16 protein-coding genes are annotated in these 17,601 nt (G+C 63.1%); 12 read left to right on the top strand and 4 right to left on the bottom strand.

The window, feature by feature from the left end; genetic code table 11:
* Positions 1-49 precede the first annotated feature (49 nt).
* Both groL and groES read right to left on the bottom strand, forming a co-directional pair.
* Positions 50-1,693 carry a chaperonin GroEL gene (gene groL / locus EKO19_RS32215; protein WP_129781530.1) on the bottom strand — a complete coding sequence of 548 codons (1,644 nt, stop codon included), beginning with the start codon at positions 1,691-1,693 and terminating at the stop codon, positions 50-52.
* 45 nt (positions 1,694-1,738) lie between these two features.
* Positions 1,739-2,029, bottom strand: a complete 291-nt coding sequence (gene groES, locus EKO19_RS32210; RefSeq protein WP_116808371.1) for a co-chaperone GroES — start codon at positions 2,027-2,029, stop codon at positions 1,739-1,741.
* A gap of 245 nt (positions 2,030-2,274) precedes the next feature.
* Here groES and cutA point away from each other — a divergent pair, with 245 nt between their 5' ends.
* From cutA to purD, 12 genes are all read left to right on the top strand, one after another.
* Positions 2,275-2,613: a divalent-cation tolerance protein CutA gene (cutA, locus tag EKO19_RS32205; RefSeq protein WP_129781529.1), complete on the top strand. Its 339-nt coding sequence runs from the start codon at positions 2,275-2,277 to the stop codon at positions 2,611-2,613.
* A gap of 31 nt (positions 2,614-2,644) precedes the next feature.
* Complete coding sequence (gene dsbD / locus EKO19_RS32200) at positions 2,645-4,894, top strand: protein-disulfide reductase DsbD (protein WP_129781528.1); 2,250 nt, start codon at positions 2,645-2,647, stop codon at positions 4,892-4,894.
* A gap of 57 nt (positions 4,895-4,951) precedes the next feature.
* On the top strand, positions 4,952-5,626 hold the full coding sequence (locus EKO19_RS32195) for a TlpA family protein disulfide reductase (protein WP_129781527.1): 675 nt from the start codon (positions 4,952-4,954) through the stop codon (positions 5,624-5,626).
* A gap of 250 nt (positions 5,627-5,876) precedes the next feature.
* Entirely contained in the window at positions 5,877-6,326 is a 450-nt protein-coding gene (aroQ, locus tag EKO19_RS32190; protein ID WP_129781526.1) for a type II 3-dehydroquinate dehydratase, read from the top strand.
* A 53-nt stretch (positions 6,327-6,379) separates the two neighbouring features.
* On the top strand, positions 6,380-6,838 hold the full coding sequence (accB, locus tag EKO19_RS32185) for an acetyl-CoA carboxylase biotin carboxyl carrier protein (protein ID WP_129781525.1): 459 nt from the start codon (positions 6,380-6,382) through the stop codon (positions 6,836-6,838).
* Between the two features lie 61 nt (positions 6,839-6,899).
* Complete coding sequence (gene accC, locus EKO19_RS32180) at positions 6,900-8,243, top strand: acetyl-CoA carboxylase biotin carboxylase subunit (RefSeq protein ID WP_129781524.1); 1,344 nt, start codon at positions 6,900-6,902, stop codon at positions 8,241-8,243.
* A 6-nt stretch (positions 8,244-8,249) separates the two neighbouring features.
* Positions 8,250-9,188, top strand: a complete 939-nt coding sequence (prmA, locus tag EKO19_RS32175) for a 50S ribosomal protein L11 methyltransferase (protein WP_129781523.1) — start codon at positions 8,250-8,252, stop codon at positions 9,186-9,188.
* 7 nt (positions 9,189-9,195) lie between these two features.
* Positions 9,196-10,383: a DUF3426 domain-containing protein gene (locus tag EKO19_RS32170; protein ID WP_175597274.1), complete on the top strand. Its 1,188-nt coding sequence runs from the start codon at positions 9,196-9,198 to the stop codon at positions 10,381-10,383.
* Positions 10,383-11,378, top strand: a complete 996-nt coding sequence (gene dusB / locus EKO19_RS32165) for a tRNA dihydrouridine synthase DusB (RefSeq protein WP_129781521.1) — start codon at positions 10,383-10,385, stop codon at positions 11,376-11,378. Before EKO19_RS32170 ends, dusB begins: the two co-directional genes overlap by 1 nt.
* Positions 11,379-11,512: 134 nt before the next feature.
* Positions 11,513-11,740, top strand: coding sequence for a DNA-binding transcriptional regulator Fis (gene fis / locus EKO19_RS32160; RefSeq protein ID WP_116808282.1), 228 nt, complete (start codon positions 11,513-11,515; stop codon positions 11,738-11,740).
* Positions 11,741-11,756: 16 nt separating this feature from the next.
* Positions 11,757-13,328 carry a bifunctional phosphoribosylaminoimidazolecarboxamide formyltransferase/IMP cyclohydrolase gene (gene purH / locus EKO19_RS32155; protein ID WP_129781520.1) on the top strand — a complete coding sequence of 524 codons (1,572 nt, stop codon included), beginning with the start codon at positions 11,757-11,759 and terminating at the stop codon, positions 13,326-13,328.
* Positions 13,329-13,439: 111 nt separating this feature from the next.
* The gene (purD, locus tag EKO19_RS32150; protein ID WP_129781519.1) at positions 13,440-14,729 is read left to right on the top strand and encodes a phosphoribosylamine--glycine ligase; all 1,290 of its coding nucleotides are present in this window, start codon (positions 13,440-13,442) and stop codon (positions 14,727-14,729) included.
* A 178-nt stretch (positions 14,730-14,907) separates the two neighbouring features.
* Here the strand turns inward: purD and EKO19_RS32145 are convergent, their stop codons facing one another.
* Positions 14,908-15,291 carry a hypothetical protein gene (locus tag EKO19_RS32145; protein ID WP_129781518.1) on the bottom strand — a complete coding sequence of 128 codons (384 nt, stop codon included), beginning with the start codon at positions 15,289-15,291 and terminating at the stop codon, positions 14,908-14,910.
* A 4-nt stretch (positions 15,292-15,295) separates the two neighbouring features.
* Positions 15,296-17,593, bottom strand: coding sequence for a protein kinase domain-containing protein (locus tag EKO19_RS32140; protein WP_129781517.1), 2,298 nt, complete (start codon positions 17,591-17,593; stop codon positions 15,296-15,298).
* Positions 17,594-17,601 lie beyond the last annotated feature (8 nt).

The following is a 17,601-nucleotide window of genomic DNA, read 5'->3' as shown; positions in this document are numbered from 1 at the left end:
GCGGGGCTTTCCAGGGATCGAACCGATCCGGTCGTAAGACCGGAGTCGATTACATATCCATACCGCCCATGCCACCCATGCCGCCCGGGGCGCCGTGAGCGTGATCAGCCTCGTCCTTCGGGGCTTCGGCGATCATCACTTCGGTCGTCAGCAGCAGGCCGGCCACGGAGGCGGCGTTCTGCAGGGCCAGACGCGTCACCTTGGTCGGATCCAGGATGCCCAGCTCGAGCATGTCGCCGTACTCGCTGGAAGCCGCGTTGTAGCCGAACGTGCCCTTGCCTTCCTTCACCTTCGCCAGCACCACAGCGGCGTCTTCACCCGCGTTGGTGACGATCTGACGCAGCGGCTCTTCGATCGAGCGCGACAGGATGCGGATGCCGAAGGCCTGATCTTCGTTCTTGCCTTCCAGCTTCTCGACAGCCTTCTGCGCACGGATCAGCGCCACGCCACCGCCCGGAACCACGCCTTCTTCAACGGCGGCGCGGGTCGCGTGCAGCGCGTCTTCGACGCGAGCCTTCTTTTCCTTCATCTCGATCTCGGTGGCAGCGCCGACCTTGATCACGGCCACGCCGCCCGACAGCTTGGCAACGCGCTCCTGCAACTTCTCCTTGTCGTAGTCCGAAGTGGCTTCTTCGATCTGACGACGGATCTGCTCGACGCGAGCCTTGATCTCGGAGTTCTTGCCCTTGCCGTCGATGACGGTGCTGTTTTCCTTCTCGACCACGATCTTCTTGGCTTCGCCGAGGTCGTTCAGGGTCGCCTTCTCGAGCGACAGGCCGACTTCCTCGGAGATCACGGTGCCACCGGTCAGCACGGCGATGTCCTGAAGCATGGCTTTACGGCGATCGCCGAAGCCCGGGGCCTTCACGGCGGCAACCTTGACGATGCCGCGGATGGTGTTGACGACCAGGGTCGCCAGCGCTTCGCCTTCGACATCTTCGGCGACGATCAGCAGCGGACGGCCGGCCTTCGCGATGCCTTCCAGCAGCGGCAGCATTTCGCGGACGTTGGAGATCTTCTTTTCGTACAGCAGGATGTACGGGTTGTCGAGCTCGGCGGTCTGGTTCTGCTGGTTGTTGATGAAGTACGGCGACAGGTAGCCGCGGTCGAACTGCATGCCTTCGACGACATCCAGCTCGTTCTGCAGACCCGAGCCTTCCTCGACGGTGATCACGCCTTCCTTACCGACCTTCTCCATCGCGTCGGCAATGGTCTTGCCGATCGACTCGTCGGAGTTCGCGGAGATCGTGCCGACCTGCGCGATGGCCTTCTGATCCTTGCAGGGCTTGGAGAGCTTCTTCAGCTCTTCGACCGCAGCGGCGACGCCGGCGTCGATACCGCGCTTCAGATCCATCGGGTTGGCGCCGGCGGCCACGGCCTTGAGGCCTTCGCGCACGATCGCCTGGGCCAGCACGGTGGCGGTGGTGGTGCCGTCGCCGGCTTCGTCGGAGGTGTTGGAAGCGACTTCCTTCACCATCTGCGCGCCCATGTTCTCGAACTTGTCCTTCAGCTCGATTTCCTTCGCGACCGACACGCCGTCCTTGGTGACGGTGGGGGCGCCGAAGCTCTTCTCGAGCACCGCGTTGCGGCCCTTGGGACCGAGCGTGGCTTTGACCGCGTTCGCCAGGATGTTCACACCCTTGAGCATGCGCGCGCGGGCGTCATCGCTGAAACGTACTTCTTTAGCTGCCATGTGAGTTCAACCTCTAATTCAAAATTCTTGGGTGGGAGCGATCGATTACTTCTCGATCACGGCCATGACGTCTTCTTCACGCATGACCAGCAGCTCCTCGCCGTCGACCTTCACTTCGGTGCCGCTGTACTTGCCGAACAGAATGTTGTCGCCGACTTTGACGTCCAGCGCGCGCACTTCGCCGTTCTCCAGGATCTTGCCCTTGCCGACGGCAACGACCTTGCCCTTGATCGGCTTCTCGGTCGCCGAATCAGGAATGACGATACCGCCGGGGGAGGTGCGCTCCTCTTCCAGGCGCTTGATGATCACGCGATCGTGCAGGGGGCGAATCTTCAGTTTCTCGGCCATAGCTCAAACCTCGGCAAAGCTAGTTTGCGATTGGATTTGGGAGTCTTGGAGGGTGGGGCGGAGCCCGCGATTGATCGTTAGCACTCACCCCATGCGGGTGCTAATAATAGGCACCGAAAGGGATATTTCAAGTCGAATTTGGCGCTCTCGATGACCCCCATGTCATCGCCACGACACTGACTTCGGGCCCCGCTCCGGCTATGCTGCCGACCGCTGCCAGCGAGTGTAACCCCATGACTGAGCAAGTGATTGTTGGCCTCTCCAGCTGCCCGGACGAGGCCACCGGCAAGCGTATCGCCGAGGCTCTGGTGAGCGAACGATTGGCAACCTGCGTGAATCGGGTGGCCGGGGTGACCTCGACCTACTTCTGGGACGGGCGTCTCCAGGACGACGCCGAGATTCTGTTAATCATTAAGACCACGGCGGCGCGGCTGGCCGAGCTGGAAGCGCGGCTGAGGGTTTTGCACCCTTACGAGCTGCCGGAGCTGATCGTCCTGCCGGTCACCGGCGGGAACGAACGCTACCTGCAATGGGTCCGAAGCGGCGTGGGCGAGCAGACTGAAGGCGGATAACTTGAACATCGACAGGCATGGAACAGGACTGATGGGTCGGCTCGTGGCCGCAGCGCTGGCCTGGCTCGCGCTCGGCCACCCGGCGCTGGCCAAGGACGACTTCCTGGCGCCCGACCAGGCCTATCGCTACACCATCGACGCCGCAGGCGATCGGCTGGTGATCCATTGGAAGATCGAGAAGGGCTACTACCTCTATAAGAAAAAGATGGGCGTGGCCTCGACCCTGGCGACCGTGCAGCTCGCCGAGCCGCAGTGGCCCAAGGGTGAAGATCACACCGACGACTACTTCGGCACGCAGGAAATCTATCGTGGCAACGTCGATGTGCCCGTTGCGTTCACAGTGCAAGGCCCTGAGCGGCCGAAGAAGCTCGCGCTGGAATTGAAACTGCAGGGCTGCGCCGACGCCGGCCTGTGTTATCCGCCGCAGCGCTGGAAGACCGAGGTCGACCTGCCCGCCGCTGCTGCTCCAAAGACGGGCGGCGGCTTGAGCTCGCTGTTCAAATCGAAGTCCGGCCCGCCGGGTGGCAACAAACAACAGGACTTTCTGCCCCCCGATGAAGCGTTTCGTTTCGGCGCAGGCATGGAAAAGCCGGACTCAGTGGCGCTGACCTGGATCATCGCCGAGAACTACTACATCTATAAGGATCGCCTCCACGTCGAGACCGACACGCCGGGCGTGACGCTCGGCAAGTTACAGCTGCCCAAGGGCGATCCGAAACATGACGAATACTTCGGCGATACCGAGGTCTATCACGAAGTGCTCGAAGCCTCGCTGCCGATCGCACGGCCGGCGGGCCCGGGCGGCACGCTGAATCTGAAGGTGACGTATCAGGGCTGCGCCAACGAGGGGATTTGTTACAACCCCATCACCAAGAATGTTTCTTTGGAGTTGCCGGCGTCGGATAAAGCGACGAGCGTGCCCACTGATGCGCAGAGCACCGCGGGTTCCGCAGCTTCGTCGAAGGCCCCCGTCGCTGAGCAAGACAAGCTGGCTTCGCTGATCCGCGATGGCAATTTGCTCGCGGTACTCGCGACGTTCTTCGGCCTCGGCGTATTGCTGTCGTTCACGCCGTGCGTACTGCCGATGATTCCGATTCTGTCCGGCATCATCGTGGGCCAAGGCGGCACGGTGACTCCCGCTCGCGGTTTCTCGCTTGCGTTCACCTACGTGCAAGGCATGGCGCTGACTTATGCCGCGGCCGGCGCGGCGTTCGTGCTCGCATTCAAACAAGCGCCGCAAGCGTTCTTTCAACAGCCCTGGATCATCACGTTGATGACCTTGCTGTTCGTCGTGCTGGCTCTGGCAATGTTTGGGGTATTCACACTGCAGCTGCCGAGCGCGCTGCAGACCCGGCTGACCAGTGTCAGCAATGAGCAGAAGTCGGGCACGTACATCGGTACGTTCATCATGGGCGCGTTGTCGGCGCTGGTCGTCACCGCGTGTGTCGCACCGGCCATCATCGCTGCGCTTTCTGTCATCAGCCAGACCGGTCAAATCGCACGTGGTGCTGGCGCGCTGTATGCGACGGGTTTGGGCATGGGCGTGCCGCTGCTGATCGTCGGCGCATCCGCCGGCTCGTTGCTGCCGAAAGTGGGACCGTGGATGGACACGGTGAAATCGCTGTTCGGCGTGCTGTTCCTCGCCGTCGCGGTTTATCTCGTTTCGCCGCTGCTGCCCTCGGGCGGCGTGATGCTGTTGTGGTCGCTGCTCGCGGTGCTGTCGGGCTTCTGGGTGTTCTCGCTCAAGGCTCGCGATGGTGGCCCTGCGGCCGCGCCGCTGCGAGCGCTGGGTTTGATCGCGATCGTCTACGGCATTCTGCTGTTGATCGGCGCGGCGTCGGGCAGCAAGGACCCGCTGCAACCGCTGGATCGCCTGGCCGCGGGCGGCGGCGGGGCGGGCACGCAGGAACATGCGCTCGCCTTCCAGCGAATCAAGACGGTCAGCGATCTGGAAAACGCCGTGGCCGCCGCGACGGCCGCGGGCAGGCCGGTGATGCTGGATTTTTTCGCGGACTGGTGCGTGTCGTGCAAGGAAATGGAGAAATACACCTTCCCCGATCCGGGCGTGCAGTCCGCGCTTGCCAACGCGGTGTTACTGCAGGCCGATGTGACCGCCAACGATGACGCGGACAAAGCATTGATGAACCGTTTCGAAATCTTCGGCCCGCCGACCATCGCGTTCTACGGCGCCGACGGAGTCGAACGGAAAGACTTCCGGCTGGTAGGATTCGTGCCCGCCGAGCGCTTCCGCGAGCATGTGAAAGCCGCTTTCGGCAGCTGAATGCCGCGCTAACGCGCGGTCCGCGGCCTCGAGCCGCACCTGATCGAGACAGCTCATATGAAACCCATCGGTTACGTTGTGGTCGCCATCGTCGCGGCCGCGGCCGGCTTCGGCATCTATCAATTCGCGCTCGCGCCTCGCATGAACGTCGAACAGCCCGTGGCTGCGAGCGGGACGGCGCCGACCGAATCGCAAGCGGTCGAGGACAACGAGGGAGGCGATGGCGCCCTGCCCGAAACGCTGCCCGACTTCACGCTCGCCAATCTCGAGGGCCAGCCGCAGTCCATCCGTAGCTGGCAAGGCAAGTCGATGATCGTGAATTTCTGGGCGACCTGGTGCGCGCCCTGCCGTCGCGAGATTCCGCTGCTGAAAAAGATCCAGGCGGAACACGGCGCGGAGGGCTTTCAGATCGTCGGCGTCGCCGTGGATTTCCGCGACGACGTATTGAAGTACGCCAAGGAAATGAGCATCGACTATCCGTTGCTGATCGGTGAAGAGGATGGCTTGAACGCGGTGACCCAGTTCGGCCGGGGCTCGCTGGGATTTCCGTTCACGGTCTTCACCGACAATCAGCAGCGCCTGGTGCTGTTCCACCTCGGCGAGATTCATCCGGCCCAGGCGGATGTGATGCTGGCCGCGGTTCGCCGGGTAAACAGCGGCGAACTGACCCCGGCCGCCGCGCGCACCGTTGCAGCCGAGCAACTGCAGAAACTGCCGGCGGCTAAAGAGTAAAGCTGGCCGACACCGCTGAATCGGCTATGATGCCCGCCCGGTTTTCCCCGGCTGGCACGCACCTCGGGGTGTTTCCGACGATCTGAACCGGGCCGGCGCGCTGCGCCCGCTGTTGCGGATTTGCCCACGATCGCACCCGGATTGACGGCGATCGTGGCGCAATCTCAGCACAGATCATCGCCAAATTGCTTCCAATCTGGGTAAACTCGCCGCCATCTTCGGTAAAGTGAACTGGCGCGCCTCTTCCTGCATGGCTCATCTGCTGCTCCTCAATGGCCCCAATCTCAACCTGCTCGGCACGCGCGAGCCGGGGACCTATGGGTCCGTCACCCTGGAGCAGATCGTGAACCGGGCGAGCCAGCTGGCGGCGGAATCCGGCCATCACCTGTCGGCCTTCCAGAGCAATGCCGAGGCCGAGCTGATCACCCGCATTCACGAAGCACCGGCATCGCACGTCGCCTGCATCATCTTCAATCCCGCGGCGTTCACGCACACCAGCGTGGCTCTGCGCGACGCCTTGCTGGGCGTGAAGATTCCTTTCATCGAAGTTCATCTGAGTAACGTGTATGCGCGGGAGTCTTTCCGCCATCACTCCTACTTCTCCGATATCGCCATCGGCACGATTACGGGGCTGGGTGCCTTCGGGTATGAGCTGGCGCTGCGCGCGGCAGCCAATTACCTGACCCTGCCTCGTAAGTAGCCGCTGATTTCACTCTTTCCGCGCTCCCGCAGGAAAAGAACAAGAGGATCCGTATGGATATTCGCAAGGTCAAAAAACTCATCGAGCTGCTCGAGGAATCCGGCATCGCCGAGATCGAGATCAGTGAGGGCGAGGAGTCGGTGCGGATCAGCCGCTATCCGCAGGGTGGAGCGCCAGCGCCGATCGTGCATTACGCCGCGCCGCCGGTGGCCGCGCCCGTTGCCGCCGCGCCCGCCGTTGCTGCAGCCCCGGTAGCCGCGGCCGCGCCGAGCAAGGCCGATCACACTGTCACGGCACCGATGGTCGGTACCTACTATTCCGCCGCCTCGCCGGGCGCGAAGGCCTTCGTCGACATCGGCAGCGAAGTGAACGTCGGCGACACTCTCTGCATCATCGAAGCCATGAAGATGATGAATCAGATCGAGTCCGACAAAGCCGGCCGCGTCACCGCCGTGCTGGTGAAGAACGGCGACCCGGTCGAATTCGGCCAGCCTCTGTTCATCATCGAGTAACGAATAACTTTCGATCGCGTGCTGGCGCGGCTCGCGCCGACACCCGCGGTAAAAACCAAACATGCTGGAAAAAGTAGTCATCGCCAATCGCGGCGAGATCGCGCTAAGGATTCTGCGCGCCTGCCGTGAGCTGGGCATCAAAACCGTCGCCGTGCATTCCACGGCCGACTTCAACCAGAAGCACGTGCTGCTCGCGGATGAATCGGTGTGCATCGGACCGCCCTCCTCCAAGGAAAGCTATCTGAACATGCCGGCGATCATCAGCGCCGCGGAAGTGACCGACTCGGTCGCGATCCATCCCGGCTACGGCTTCCTGTCCGAGAACGCGGACTTCGCCGAGCGGGTCGAGAAGAGCGGTTTCATTTTCATCGGCCCCAAGCCAGAAACGATTCGCATGATGGGCGACAAGGTGTCGGCCATCCGCGTGATGAAGGCGGCCGGCGTGCCTTGCGTGCCCGGCTCGGGCGGTCCGCTCGGCACCGATGCGGATGAGAACTTCCGGATCGCGCGCGAGCTCGGCTATCCCGTCATCATCAAAGCCTCCGGCGGCGGCGGCGGCCGCGGCATGCGCGTCGTTCACAGCGATGCGACGTTGATCAACGCGATCAACGTGACGCAGGCCGAAGCGTTGGCCGCGTTCGGCAACGCCGAGGTCTACATGGAGAAGTTCCTCGAGAAGCCGCGTCACATCGAGATCCAGGTGCTGGCCGACAACTACGGCAACGTGGTTCATCTCGGCGAGCGCGACTGCTCGCTGCAACGTCGTCATCAGAAGGTCATCGAGGAAGCGCCCGCTCCCGGCATCACGCCGAAACAGCGTAAAGCGATCGGCGAGCGCTGCGTCGCTGCCTGTCGTGAATTCGGCTATCGCGGCGCCGGCACGCTGGAGTTCCTATATCAGGACGGCGAGTTCTATTTCATCGAAATGAACACGCGCGTGCAGGTGGAACATCCGGTGACCGAACAGATCACCGGCATCGACATCGTGAAAGCGCAGCTGCGCATCGCTTCAGGCGAGCGTTTGCCGTGGACGCAGAACGACATCGTCGTTCGCGGCCACGCCATCGAGTGCCGCATCAACGCCGAAGATCCGAAGGGCTTCATTCCCTCGCCGGGTCCGGTGAAGCTGTTCCATGCGCCGGGCGGCCCGGGCATCCGCGTCGACAGCCATTTGTACAGTGGCTATACGGTGCCGCCCTACTATGATTCGATGATCGGCAAAGTCATCGCGTACGGCGAAGATCGCGACACCGCGATCGCCCGCATGAAGAACGCGCTGTCGGAGATGGTGATCGAAGGCATCAAGACCAACATCCCGCTGCACCAGGAAATCTTCAATCACGCGGCGTTCAAGGCCGGTGGTCTGGACATTCATTACCTGGAACGTCGTCTCGGAATCAAATAACCGGCCATGCCATTTCTGCAGCTCATCCTTCCGATCGGCGCAGCCGACCCTGCGCCGTACGAGGATGCGCTGCTGGTGGCCGGCGCGTCCTCCATCACTCTCGAAGACGAGGGTGACGATCCCGTTCTCGAACCCCTGCCCGGCACGACGCCGCTGTGGCCGCGCGTCCGGGTGAAAGCGCTGTTCGACGGGGACGCGGATCGCGACCAGATCCTGCAGATCCTGGCGGGCGAACTGAGCGGCGCCGAGCCGCTGAGCCGCGTCGCTTTCGAAACAATCGCGGATCGCGCCTGGGAACGGGAGTGGCTGAAAGATTTCAAGCCCATGCGTTTCGGTCGGCGTTTGTGGATCTGCCCGGGCGGTCAGCAGCCCGATGCGGAACAACTCCGCGCCGTTGCAAGCCCGGTGCTCATTGAGCTGGATCCCGGCCTCGCCTTCGGCACCGGTACGCATCCGACGACCGCGCTATGCCTCGAATGGCTGGATGCCGCCGCGGTCGCCGGCGCACGCGTGATCGATTTCGGCTGCGGCTCGGGCATTCTCGCCATCGCCGCCGCCAAGTTAGGTGCGAGCGAGGTGCTGGCGATCGACATCGACCCGCAAGCGCTGCTGGCGACTCACGACAATGCTGAACGCAACGGCGTCGCGCGGTTCATCGAGGCGCGCCTGACCGATGCCGGGGCCAGCGAGACTCACCCAGTGCCCGCCGACATTCTGTTGGCCAATATCCTGGCCGGGCCGCTGGAGAGCCTGGCGCCGACGTTCGCCGCTCAGGTCCGCGCCGGCGGCCGGCTGGTGATGTCGGGAATTCTGCGGAATCAGGCCGAAGCGGTGGCAAGCCGGTATGCGCCGTGGTTTGATATCGGCCCCGTCGTCGTCCGGGACGATTGGGTGCGCCTCGACGGCGTGCGCCGCCCGACTCCTCCACTCCAGACTTCGCGATGATCCGAGCATGCTGACTCAGTGTCCCAGCTGCCAGACCACCTTTCGCGTCACGAGCGAGATCCTTCGGGTCGCGCACGGTCAAGTGCGTTGTGGCCGCTGTCAGACGCAGTTCGACGCGCTGGAGCGCCTGATCGAGGAAACCGACGACGGCGAGATCGAAAGCGGCCAGTTCATGCGCCCGCCGCGCGCGATTCCGCAACCGCCGGCGCCGCCCGGCCAGATCGAGGTCGAAGAACCGGTCGAGCACGAGGACATCACGCTCGAGGGTCGGCACATCGAGATCAGCGGCGTGTACGAGGCCATCGACGAGTCCGGCCAGGGGCAGCCGCAGATTCGCGAGGAAGTGGTCGAAGAATGGGTCGAGATCGATCAGGAAGACGCCACGGTCGATACCGAACCGGAAGTCATCGACATGCGCGAGGAATATTCCAGCGTGGTCGAGGAAGATGCGGACATGGAGGCCGCGGCGGCCGAGATGGAAGCCGAGCGCGCCGCCCTGGACTCAGGCCAATGGGCCGCGCGGGCGCAAGCTCAGCCACAGCCCCAGGCGAATTTCACTAACACTCGAGTGCGCCTGCCGGCCGGTACGCGAACCCGTCGCAATCCGCGTGCGGTCAGCGTCGACGACTCGCCGGCGATGGACTTCGACTTTCCGAGTCAGCAACGCACCGATACGGCGGCGGCGCCGTTCTGGAAGTTTCTGGCCCTGCCGCTGGTTCTGCTGTTGCTCGTGCAAGTCGTACATCACTACCGCGCCACTTTGGCGCGTCATCCGCAAATCGGCGTGCCCCTGCAGAGTATTTATGGCGCGCTCGGCCTGACGTTGCGACCTGACTGGAACCTGCACGCCTATGAAGTGCGTCAATGGGGCGTGGTCGCCGATCCGTCGGCGCCGGGCACCCTCAAGGTCCGCGCCAGCGTGAAAAATCTTGCCGACTTCGCTCAGCCCTATCCCTTGCTCAAGCTGGTGCTCGAAGACCGGTGGGGCGATCAGGTCCGTGCGCGTGAATTCGACCCTGCCGAATATCTGGATCCGAACACCGCACCCGACCGCATGCTCGCGCCCGCTCAACAAAGCAATGCCAGCATCGCCATTGTCGATCCGGGGCCGGACGCGGAAGGCTTCCGCTTCGACGTCTGCTTGCGTGGCGCGCGCGGCCCGGTCTGCGCCGCCGATGTTCCGGGCAAGCAGTGATGCGCATCGGTCGTTACGAATTGGTCAACAACCTCGCGCTCGCGCCCATGGCGGGCGTGACCGATCTGCCGTTCCGGTTGTTGTGTCGGCGCATGGGAGCGGGCATTGCCGCTGGAGAAATGCTGACTTGCGATGTGCGTTTATGGCACACCGAGAAGTCGCGTCGGCGCATGGACCACAGCGGCGAGCCTGAGCCGCGCGTCGTACAGATCGCCGGCGGCGATCCGGAGATGATGGCCGAGGCCGCGCAACGTAACGTCGACGCCGGCGCGCAAATCATCGATATCAATATGGGCTGCCCGGCCAAGAAAGTTTGCAATAAGGCGGCCGGCTCGGCACTGATGCGCGACGAACCGCTCGTGCAAGCGATTCTCGAAGCGGTTGTCAAGGCAGTGAATGTGCCTGTGACATTGAAAATGCGCACCGGCTGGGACCCCGAACACCGTAACAGCCTCACCATCGCGCGCATGGCTGAATCGATCGGCGTGCAGGCGCTGGCGATTCACGGGCGCACGCGCGCCTGCATGTATCAGGGCAACGCTGAGTACCAAACCATCCGCGCCATCAAGCAGAACGTGTCCATTCCGATTTTCGCCAATGGTGACATCGACTCAGGTGCGAAAGCGAAGCACGTACTTGAACAGACAGGCGTAGATGGCTTGATGATCGGGCGCAGCGCACAAGGTCGGCCGTGGATCTTCCGTGAAATTCTCGCCGCGCTGAACGGAGAATTTTTCATCCCGCCTTCCATCGCGGACGTCCGTGATATCATGCTCGCTCACTTGCGCGATCTGCATGCTTTCTACGGGGAGGAGGCGGGAGTCCGGGTCGCGCGTAAGCACATCGATTGGTATGCGAAGAGTCGCGCGTCTGCGCCGGCTTTACGACAAGCCGTGATGCAGGCGACGGACGCGACGACACAAATCGATCGCGTACAGGCGTATTTCAATGCGCTCGAAGAAGCGCCGGAAGAGAGTCTGTCAAGCGCGGCTTAGCAGTGTCGCGCGCCAAAAGGGCACGCGACGTGGACGAATTTTTGATTGCAGAGAATTTTGGCGGAGAGGCCATGGCCCCCAGAAAAAAAACCAGAGCTCGCCGAGAGCCGCTGGCACGACCCGTGACACGGGCGATGCCGTTGAGGACGATGACGGCGGAGGCGCTCGATTCCTATTTCGCGACGTTGAACGGCCACAAGCCCGGTCAGTTATATGACCTGGTGCTGCGTGAGGTGGAAGAGCCGCTGTTCAAAGCCGTGCTCGACTACGCGGAAGGAAATCAAAGCCGCGCGGCCGATATTCTCGGCATCAATCGCGGCACCCTGCGTAAGAAACTGAAGACCTACGGTCTGGCAAATTGAGAGAGATCGAGAGCCCATGTCTATAGCTGTGCGTCGCGCGCTGCTCAGTGTTTCCAATAAAGACGGCCTGGTTGAATTCGCACAGGCATTGCAACGTCGCGGCGTAGCGATTCTCTCGACGGGTGGCACCGCCAGCCTGCTGGAAAAGCACGGCGTCAAAGTGACGCAGGTTTCCGCGCACACCGGCTTCCCCGAAATCATGGATGGCCGCGTCAAGACGCTGCATCCGAAGATTCATGGCGGCCTGCTCGGCCGGCGCGACATCGACGACGCCGTCATGAAGACCCATGGCATCGAGCCCATCGATCTGGTGGTGGTGAATCTGTATCCGTTCGCGGCCACGATCGCGAAACCGGATTGCACTTACGAAGACGCCATCGAGAACATCGACATCGGCGGCCCTGCGATGGTGCGCGCCGCGGCGAAGAATCACGATCGCGTCACCGTCATCGTCGATCCGTTGGATTACTCCGCGGTTCTGGACGAGCTGAACAGCTCGGACGGCGCCGTTTCAGAACAAACACGTAAGCGTCTCGCCGCGAAGGCGTACGGTCATACCGCGAGCTACGACGCCGCGGTCGCCAGTTATTTGACGCGTGTCACTCAGCCCGAACAAGGCACGAAGACGGAATATCCCGAATCGCTGTCGCTGCAGTTCGGCAAGCGCATGGACCTGCGCTATGGCGAGAACCCGCATCAATCGGCGGCGTTCTACGCGGTTCCCGATGCGCCCGGCGCCAGCATCGGCACCGCCAAACAACTGCAGGGCAAGCAGCTCTCCTATAACAACATCGCCGACGGCGACACGGCGCTCGAATGCGTGCGTCAGTTCGATGAGCCGGCATGTGTGATCGTGAAGCACGCGAATCCGTGCGGCGTTGCTGTCGCCGCCGACACGCTCGCTGCTTACGATCGTGCGTTTCGCACCGACCCCACGTCGGCGTTCGGCGGCATCATTGCTTTCAATCGTCCGCTCAACGCGAACACGGCGCGCGCCATCGTCGAACGTCAGTTCGTCGAGCTGATCATCGCGCCTGAAGTCGACGCCGAAGCGCTCGAGATCTGCGCGCGTAAAGAGAATGTGCGCGTCCTCACGACCGGTGGTCTCGCGCCCACTGGAATTCGTCACGAATACCGCAGCGTCAATGGCGGTTTGCTCGTGCAGACCCGTGATGAGGGCCGCGTCGGCCGCAGCGATCTGCGCGTCGTCACCAAGCTGGTGCCGAGCGAAGAGCAATTCGCCGATCTGCTGTTTGCGTGGCAGGTGTGCAAGTACGTCAAATCCAACGCCATCATTTATGTGAAGGACCGCATGACCCTCGGCGTCGGCGCCGGCCAGATGAGCCGCGTCGTGTCGAGCCGCATCGCTGCCATGAAGGCGAAGGACGAAGGCCTGGAAGTCAAAGGCGCCGTGATGGCGTCGGACGCGTTCTTCCCGTTCCGCGACGGCCTGGATGTCGCCGCCGAGCTCGGCATCAAAGCTGTGATTCAGCCGGGCGGCTCCATGCGCGACAATGAAGTCATCGCCGCCGCGAACGAACATGGCATGGCCATGGTGTTGACCGGCATGCGGCACTTCCGTCACTGAGACGTTCTCTTCGCCGCTCTTCATCCGGCGGCGCGAGCACAGACATTGGCCCGATGCCGCCGCGTGCCGCGGCGAGCACGGGTCGCGAACACCCTCGCGGCTGAGTAAGTTATGCGCGTTTTAATTCTGGGTTCGGGCGGTCGCGAACACGCGTTCGCGTGGAAAGTTGTGAACACGCCGCGCGTGCAAGCGGTATTCGTCGCGCCGGGCAACGCGGGCACCGCGCTCGAGCCGGGCGTGACCAATGTCGACATCGCCGCCGACGATGTTCCCAAGCTCATCGAATTCGCCAGACGCGAAAAGATCGATCTCACCATCGTCGGCCCGGAAGCGCCGCTCGTCATTGGTGTGACGGATGCATTCGAAGCTGCCGGCCTGCGCTGCTTCGGCCCTCGCAAACTCGCCGCGCGGCTCGAAGGATCGAAGGCCTTCACCAAGGAATTCCTGCGTCGTCACAAGATCCCCACGGCCGCCTACGCGACTTTCACTAAGGCGAACTTTGACACCGCGTGGGTGCGCGCTCAGCGCGCGCCGCTCGTTGTGAAAGCGGACGGTCTCGCCGCGGGCAAGGGCGTGATCATTTGCGCCACGCAGGAAGAAGCGATCGCGAGCACTCAGGCCATGTTCGATGGACAGTTCGGCGCCGCCGGCAACACCGTGGTCATCGAAGAGTTTCTCGAAGGCGAAGAAGCCAGCTTCATCGCCATCGTCAGCGGCAAACACATTCTGCCGCTCGCTACGTCGCAGGATCACAAGCGTCGCGATGATGGCGACAAGGGCCCGAACACGGGCGGCATGGGCGCGTACTCCCCTGCTCCGGTCGTCACCGATGAGATGCACGCTCGCATCATGCGTGAGGTGATGCAGCCGACGGCGGATGGTTTGATCAGCGATGGCACGCCATACATCGGTTTTCTGTACGCCGGCATCATGATCGCGCCGGACGGCACACCGAACGTACTCGAATTCAACTGCCGCTTCGGTGACCCGGAAACGCAGCCGATCATGTCGCGACTCACCTCCGATCTCACCGCGCTTTGTGAGGCGGCGCTGGATGGCACGCTCGATCAAGCCAAGGCGGATTGGGATCCGCGCGCGGCGCTCGGCGTTGTGCTCGCTGCCGGCGGTTATCCGGATTCAGTGCGTAAGGGCGATGAGATTCACGGCTTGAAGGAAGCCGCCGCGCTGCCGGGCAAAGTGTTTCATGCCGGCACGTCGCTGAGCGACGGCAAGGTTGTGACGAATGGCGGTCGAGTGTTGTGCGCCGTCGGCCTCGGCAACACGGTCCTGGACGCACAGAAAGCGGCCTATGCGCTGTGCGAGAAGATCAGCTGGACCGGCGTGCAATACCGCCGCGACATCGGCTATCGGGCCGTGCAAAGAGAGACTGCTAAAAAGTAACGCTCAGCGCCTCAGCGGGCAGCAGTTTTTTTGGAGCATGCTCGCTGGCTCGGAACAGAAATGTTCAGCTTCGAGCGACCTATTACCGTTCTTATCTGCATCGCAGCTTGCGTGGAGCTTGGACACGCCATTCTTGGCCAGGCGCAGCCTGGCCAAGAATCACTGCTGCTACGTGAGGCTACTCGGGTGACTCCTGCGACGGCGTAATCTCGATGACGCTGCTTTCATCCGGCTGTGTATCCGGCACAGCCTCCAATATCACTTGCATCTGCTGACCCGACGACACCGGAAACTCCCGCATCAGTCGCTCAGCAAACATTTCCGTCTGCCCCAGCTGCTCCAGCTCCGCGCGTGGAACGGTCAGCCAGATGCCGGTGGGATCGCTCTCCAAAGTCCAGCCGCCGCGGTCCGCGCTCATGGCGGATGGCCGCACGCTGACTCGAAACGAGCGATGGCGGGGTAGCGAAACTATCAGATCGACGGAACGCCCCGACGACAGCGTCTCCAGCTCAGCACGGCTGATCTGACAAAACAGCGCCTGTCCGGAGAAGCGCACATCCATGCGATCAATCGTCGTCGACAATGATGACGGCGGCGCTGCTGCGCTCACCCAGCGAGACGCCTTCCTCGTTGACCTGCAGTTCGACCAGGAACAACTCGGTTGTCTCCTTGATCGAGTCCTGCACCAGCGGGACCGTGATGCTCGCCTCGCGTGCGCCGGCGGGAATGACCTCGACACCCGGGCCAATGCCCGCGAAGTCGGCGCCCATCTCCGCGGAGTTGCTGCGCAGAGTCCAGTGCACCGTGACCGGGCGTCGCGTCGAGCCGGTGCGACGAATGATCAGCCGCACCGAGCCGTCACCTTCCGAAGTGACATAGCTGTCTTTGTCGAATTCAACGATCACCGGACGCGTCGCGCCGGCTGACGACGCAGAACTCGCAACCGGCGCGCTCGATCCAGCCGCGCCCGGCGCAGCTTGCGTGCGCGATGTTTGCTGCTTCGGCTGATCTTTCTCGACCGGCTCGTCCTGAACCTGAGGAGACTGCTTCGTCGAAGGCAGCGGCACCGGAACCGACGGCGCGGTCTGCCGCTGCTCCGAAGGCGGAGGCTCGGCCTTGGGAGGTGTCACAGCCGCAACCGGCTTCGATCCAACGGAATCGCCGGCTCCGACCTGGTCGGTGGACCGGCCGGCCTGCTCACTTTGCAGCTCGCGATCCGCGATAGGCGGCATCACCGGTATCACATTCGCCAGATTCTTCGGCAGCAATCCGTACTGCCACACCGCGTACATACCGCCAGCGAAGATAAACGCCAGCGTGAGCGCAAGCGCCGCTCGACGCCAGCGGGCGAGCGATGAATCCGGCACGGCTAGTTCGGACGGCGAACCGAGTCGGCTCGGCGCCTCGCCGCAACCCAAGCCCGCGAGCAGCTCGACGATATCGATGCGTCGCTCGCCGCGAGTCCACAGCAATGCACGTTGCAATGTCTGCTGCTGCTTACCGGTCAGGCCTGGAATGCGCTGAGGTGCACGACCATGCGCGCGCGCCAGCGGCGCGGACCGGCCGCCGAAAGGATGTCGCCCGGACAGCAGTTCATAGGAGATACAAGCAAGGCTGTAGACATCATCGCTCGGATGCGGATCGCTGCCGTTCACTCGCTCGACGCTCGCATAGGCGGGCGCGGCGTTCGGGCCGTCGTTCAGTCCCGATGCCGTGTGCAACTCGAGCGGACGATCGCGCGCGAAGCCAAAGTCGAGCACGCGCACTTCGCCAGTCGTGGTGATCATGATGTTTCGCGGCTTGAGGTCCGCATGCACGATCCCGCGACGATGCGCATGAGCAAGTGCCGCGCCGACGCTGCTGATGATGCCCAGCGCGTAATGACGCGCCATGGGCTGACCATCCAGTCGCTTCAGAATATCCGCGAGCAGCTCGCCTTCGAGCAGCTCCATGACGATGAAATAAACATTGCCGTCGCGATCCAGGTCGAACACGCTGACGACATTCGGATGCGACAGCGACTGCGCCTCGTGAAACTCGCGCTCCAGCTGGGCCAGTTCATCGGGCCGGTCCTGGTAGTTGAGCTTGAGCACTTTCACCGCCACGCATCGCGCAGTCGGATCCAGATGCGCGCGATGACGGTCGACGGCCTTGTACACGGTGCCCGTGCTGCCGCGGCCGAGGATCGAGGTCAGCTCGTACCGATCGCGCAGCACGTCGCTGGTGAGCCCGGGCGGCGGCACCGACGACGATCGCATCGGGCGTTCCCGCTCACGCTCGCGTTCAATGGCTGGGCCATGCGTGTGCACGCCATGCGTGGGCTCTTCCCTGCGCGGCCTCGCCAGAACCGTGTCGTCGTCGGTGTGTTTCAACGGCGGCGGTGGCCGGGTCAGCGGCTCCTCGAGTTCGCGCCGAAAAGTCGTGACCTCTTCATCGCCCCGCCGCAGCAGGGACGGATCGACGAACGCCGGCTCGGAATTGATCGAGGCGGGGTCGCGCTCGGCCATCAATTTGCGCCAGCGCGAGCCGGTGGTATCGATGGTGACGTCGGTGGTGTCCTGATTGTCCCGGCCGGCGTCGTCCTTGGTCTCGGTCTGGTTGGCGACGCCGAACACCAGCTGCGCGATGTCGGTCTTGAGCGACCGGGCCAGCGCTACATCGATGCGGCCCCGGCGCTGGTACTGATCCAGCAGTGCGAGCGCATCCCAGGGCGCGTCGGGATTGCTGCGGCAAACCGACAAGAACTGGGCTTGCATGTCCGCACGGTCGCAGCGGCCGGAGATGTAATCATCCAGCCAGCTGGCGAGCACCGCACGGGCATTCTCGCCCTGCTCTCCAAGGTCCTTGTCGATGGACAGACTCATCACCGTTT

The sequence above is a fragment of the Peristeroidobacter soli genome, assembly GCF_004138485.1.
Lineage (GTDB): Bacteria > Pseudomonadota > Gammaproteobacteria > Steroidobacterales > Steroidobacteraceae > Steroidobacter > Steroidobacter soli.
This window is presented reverse-complemented; position numbering and strand designations above follow the sequence as displayed.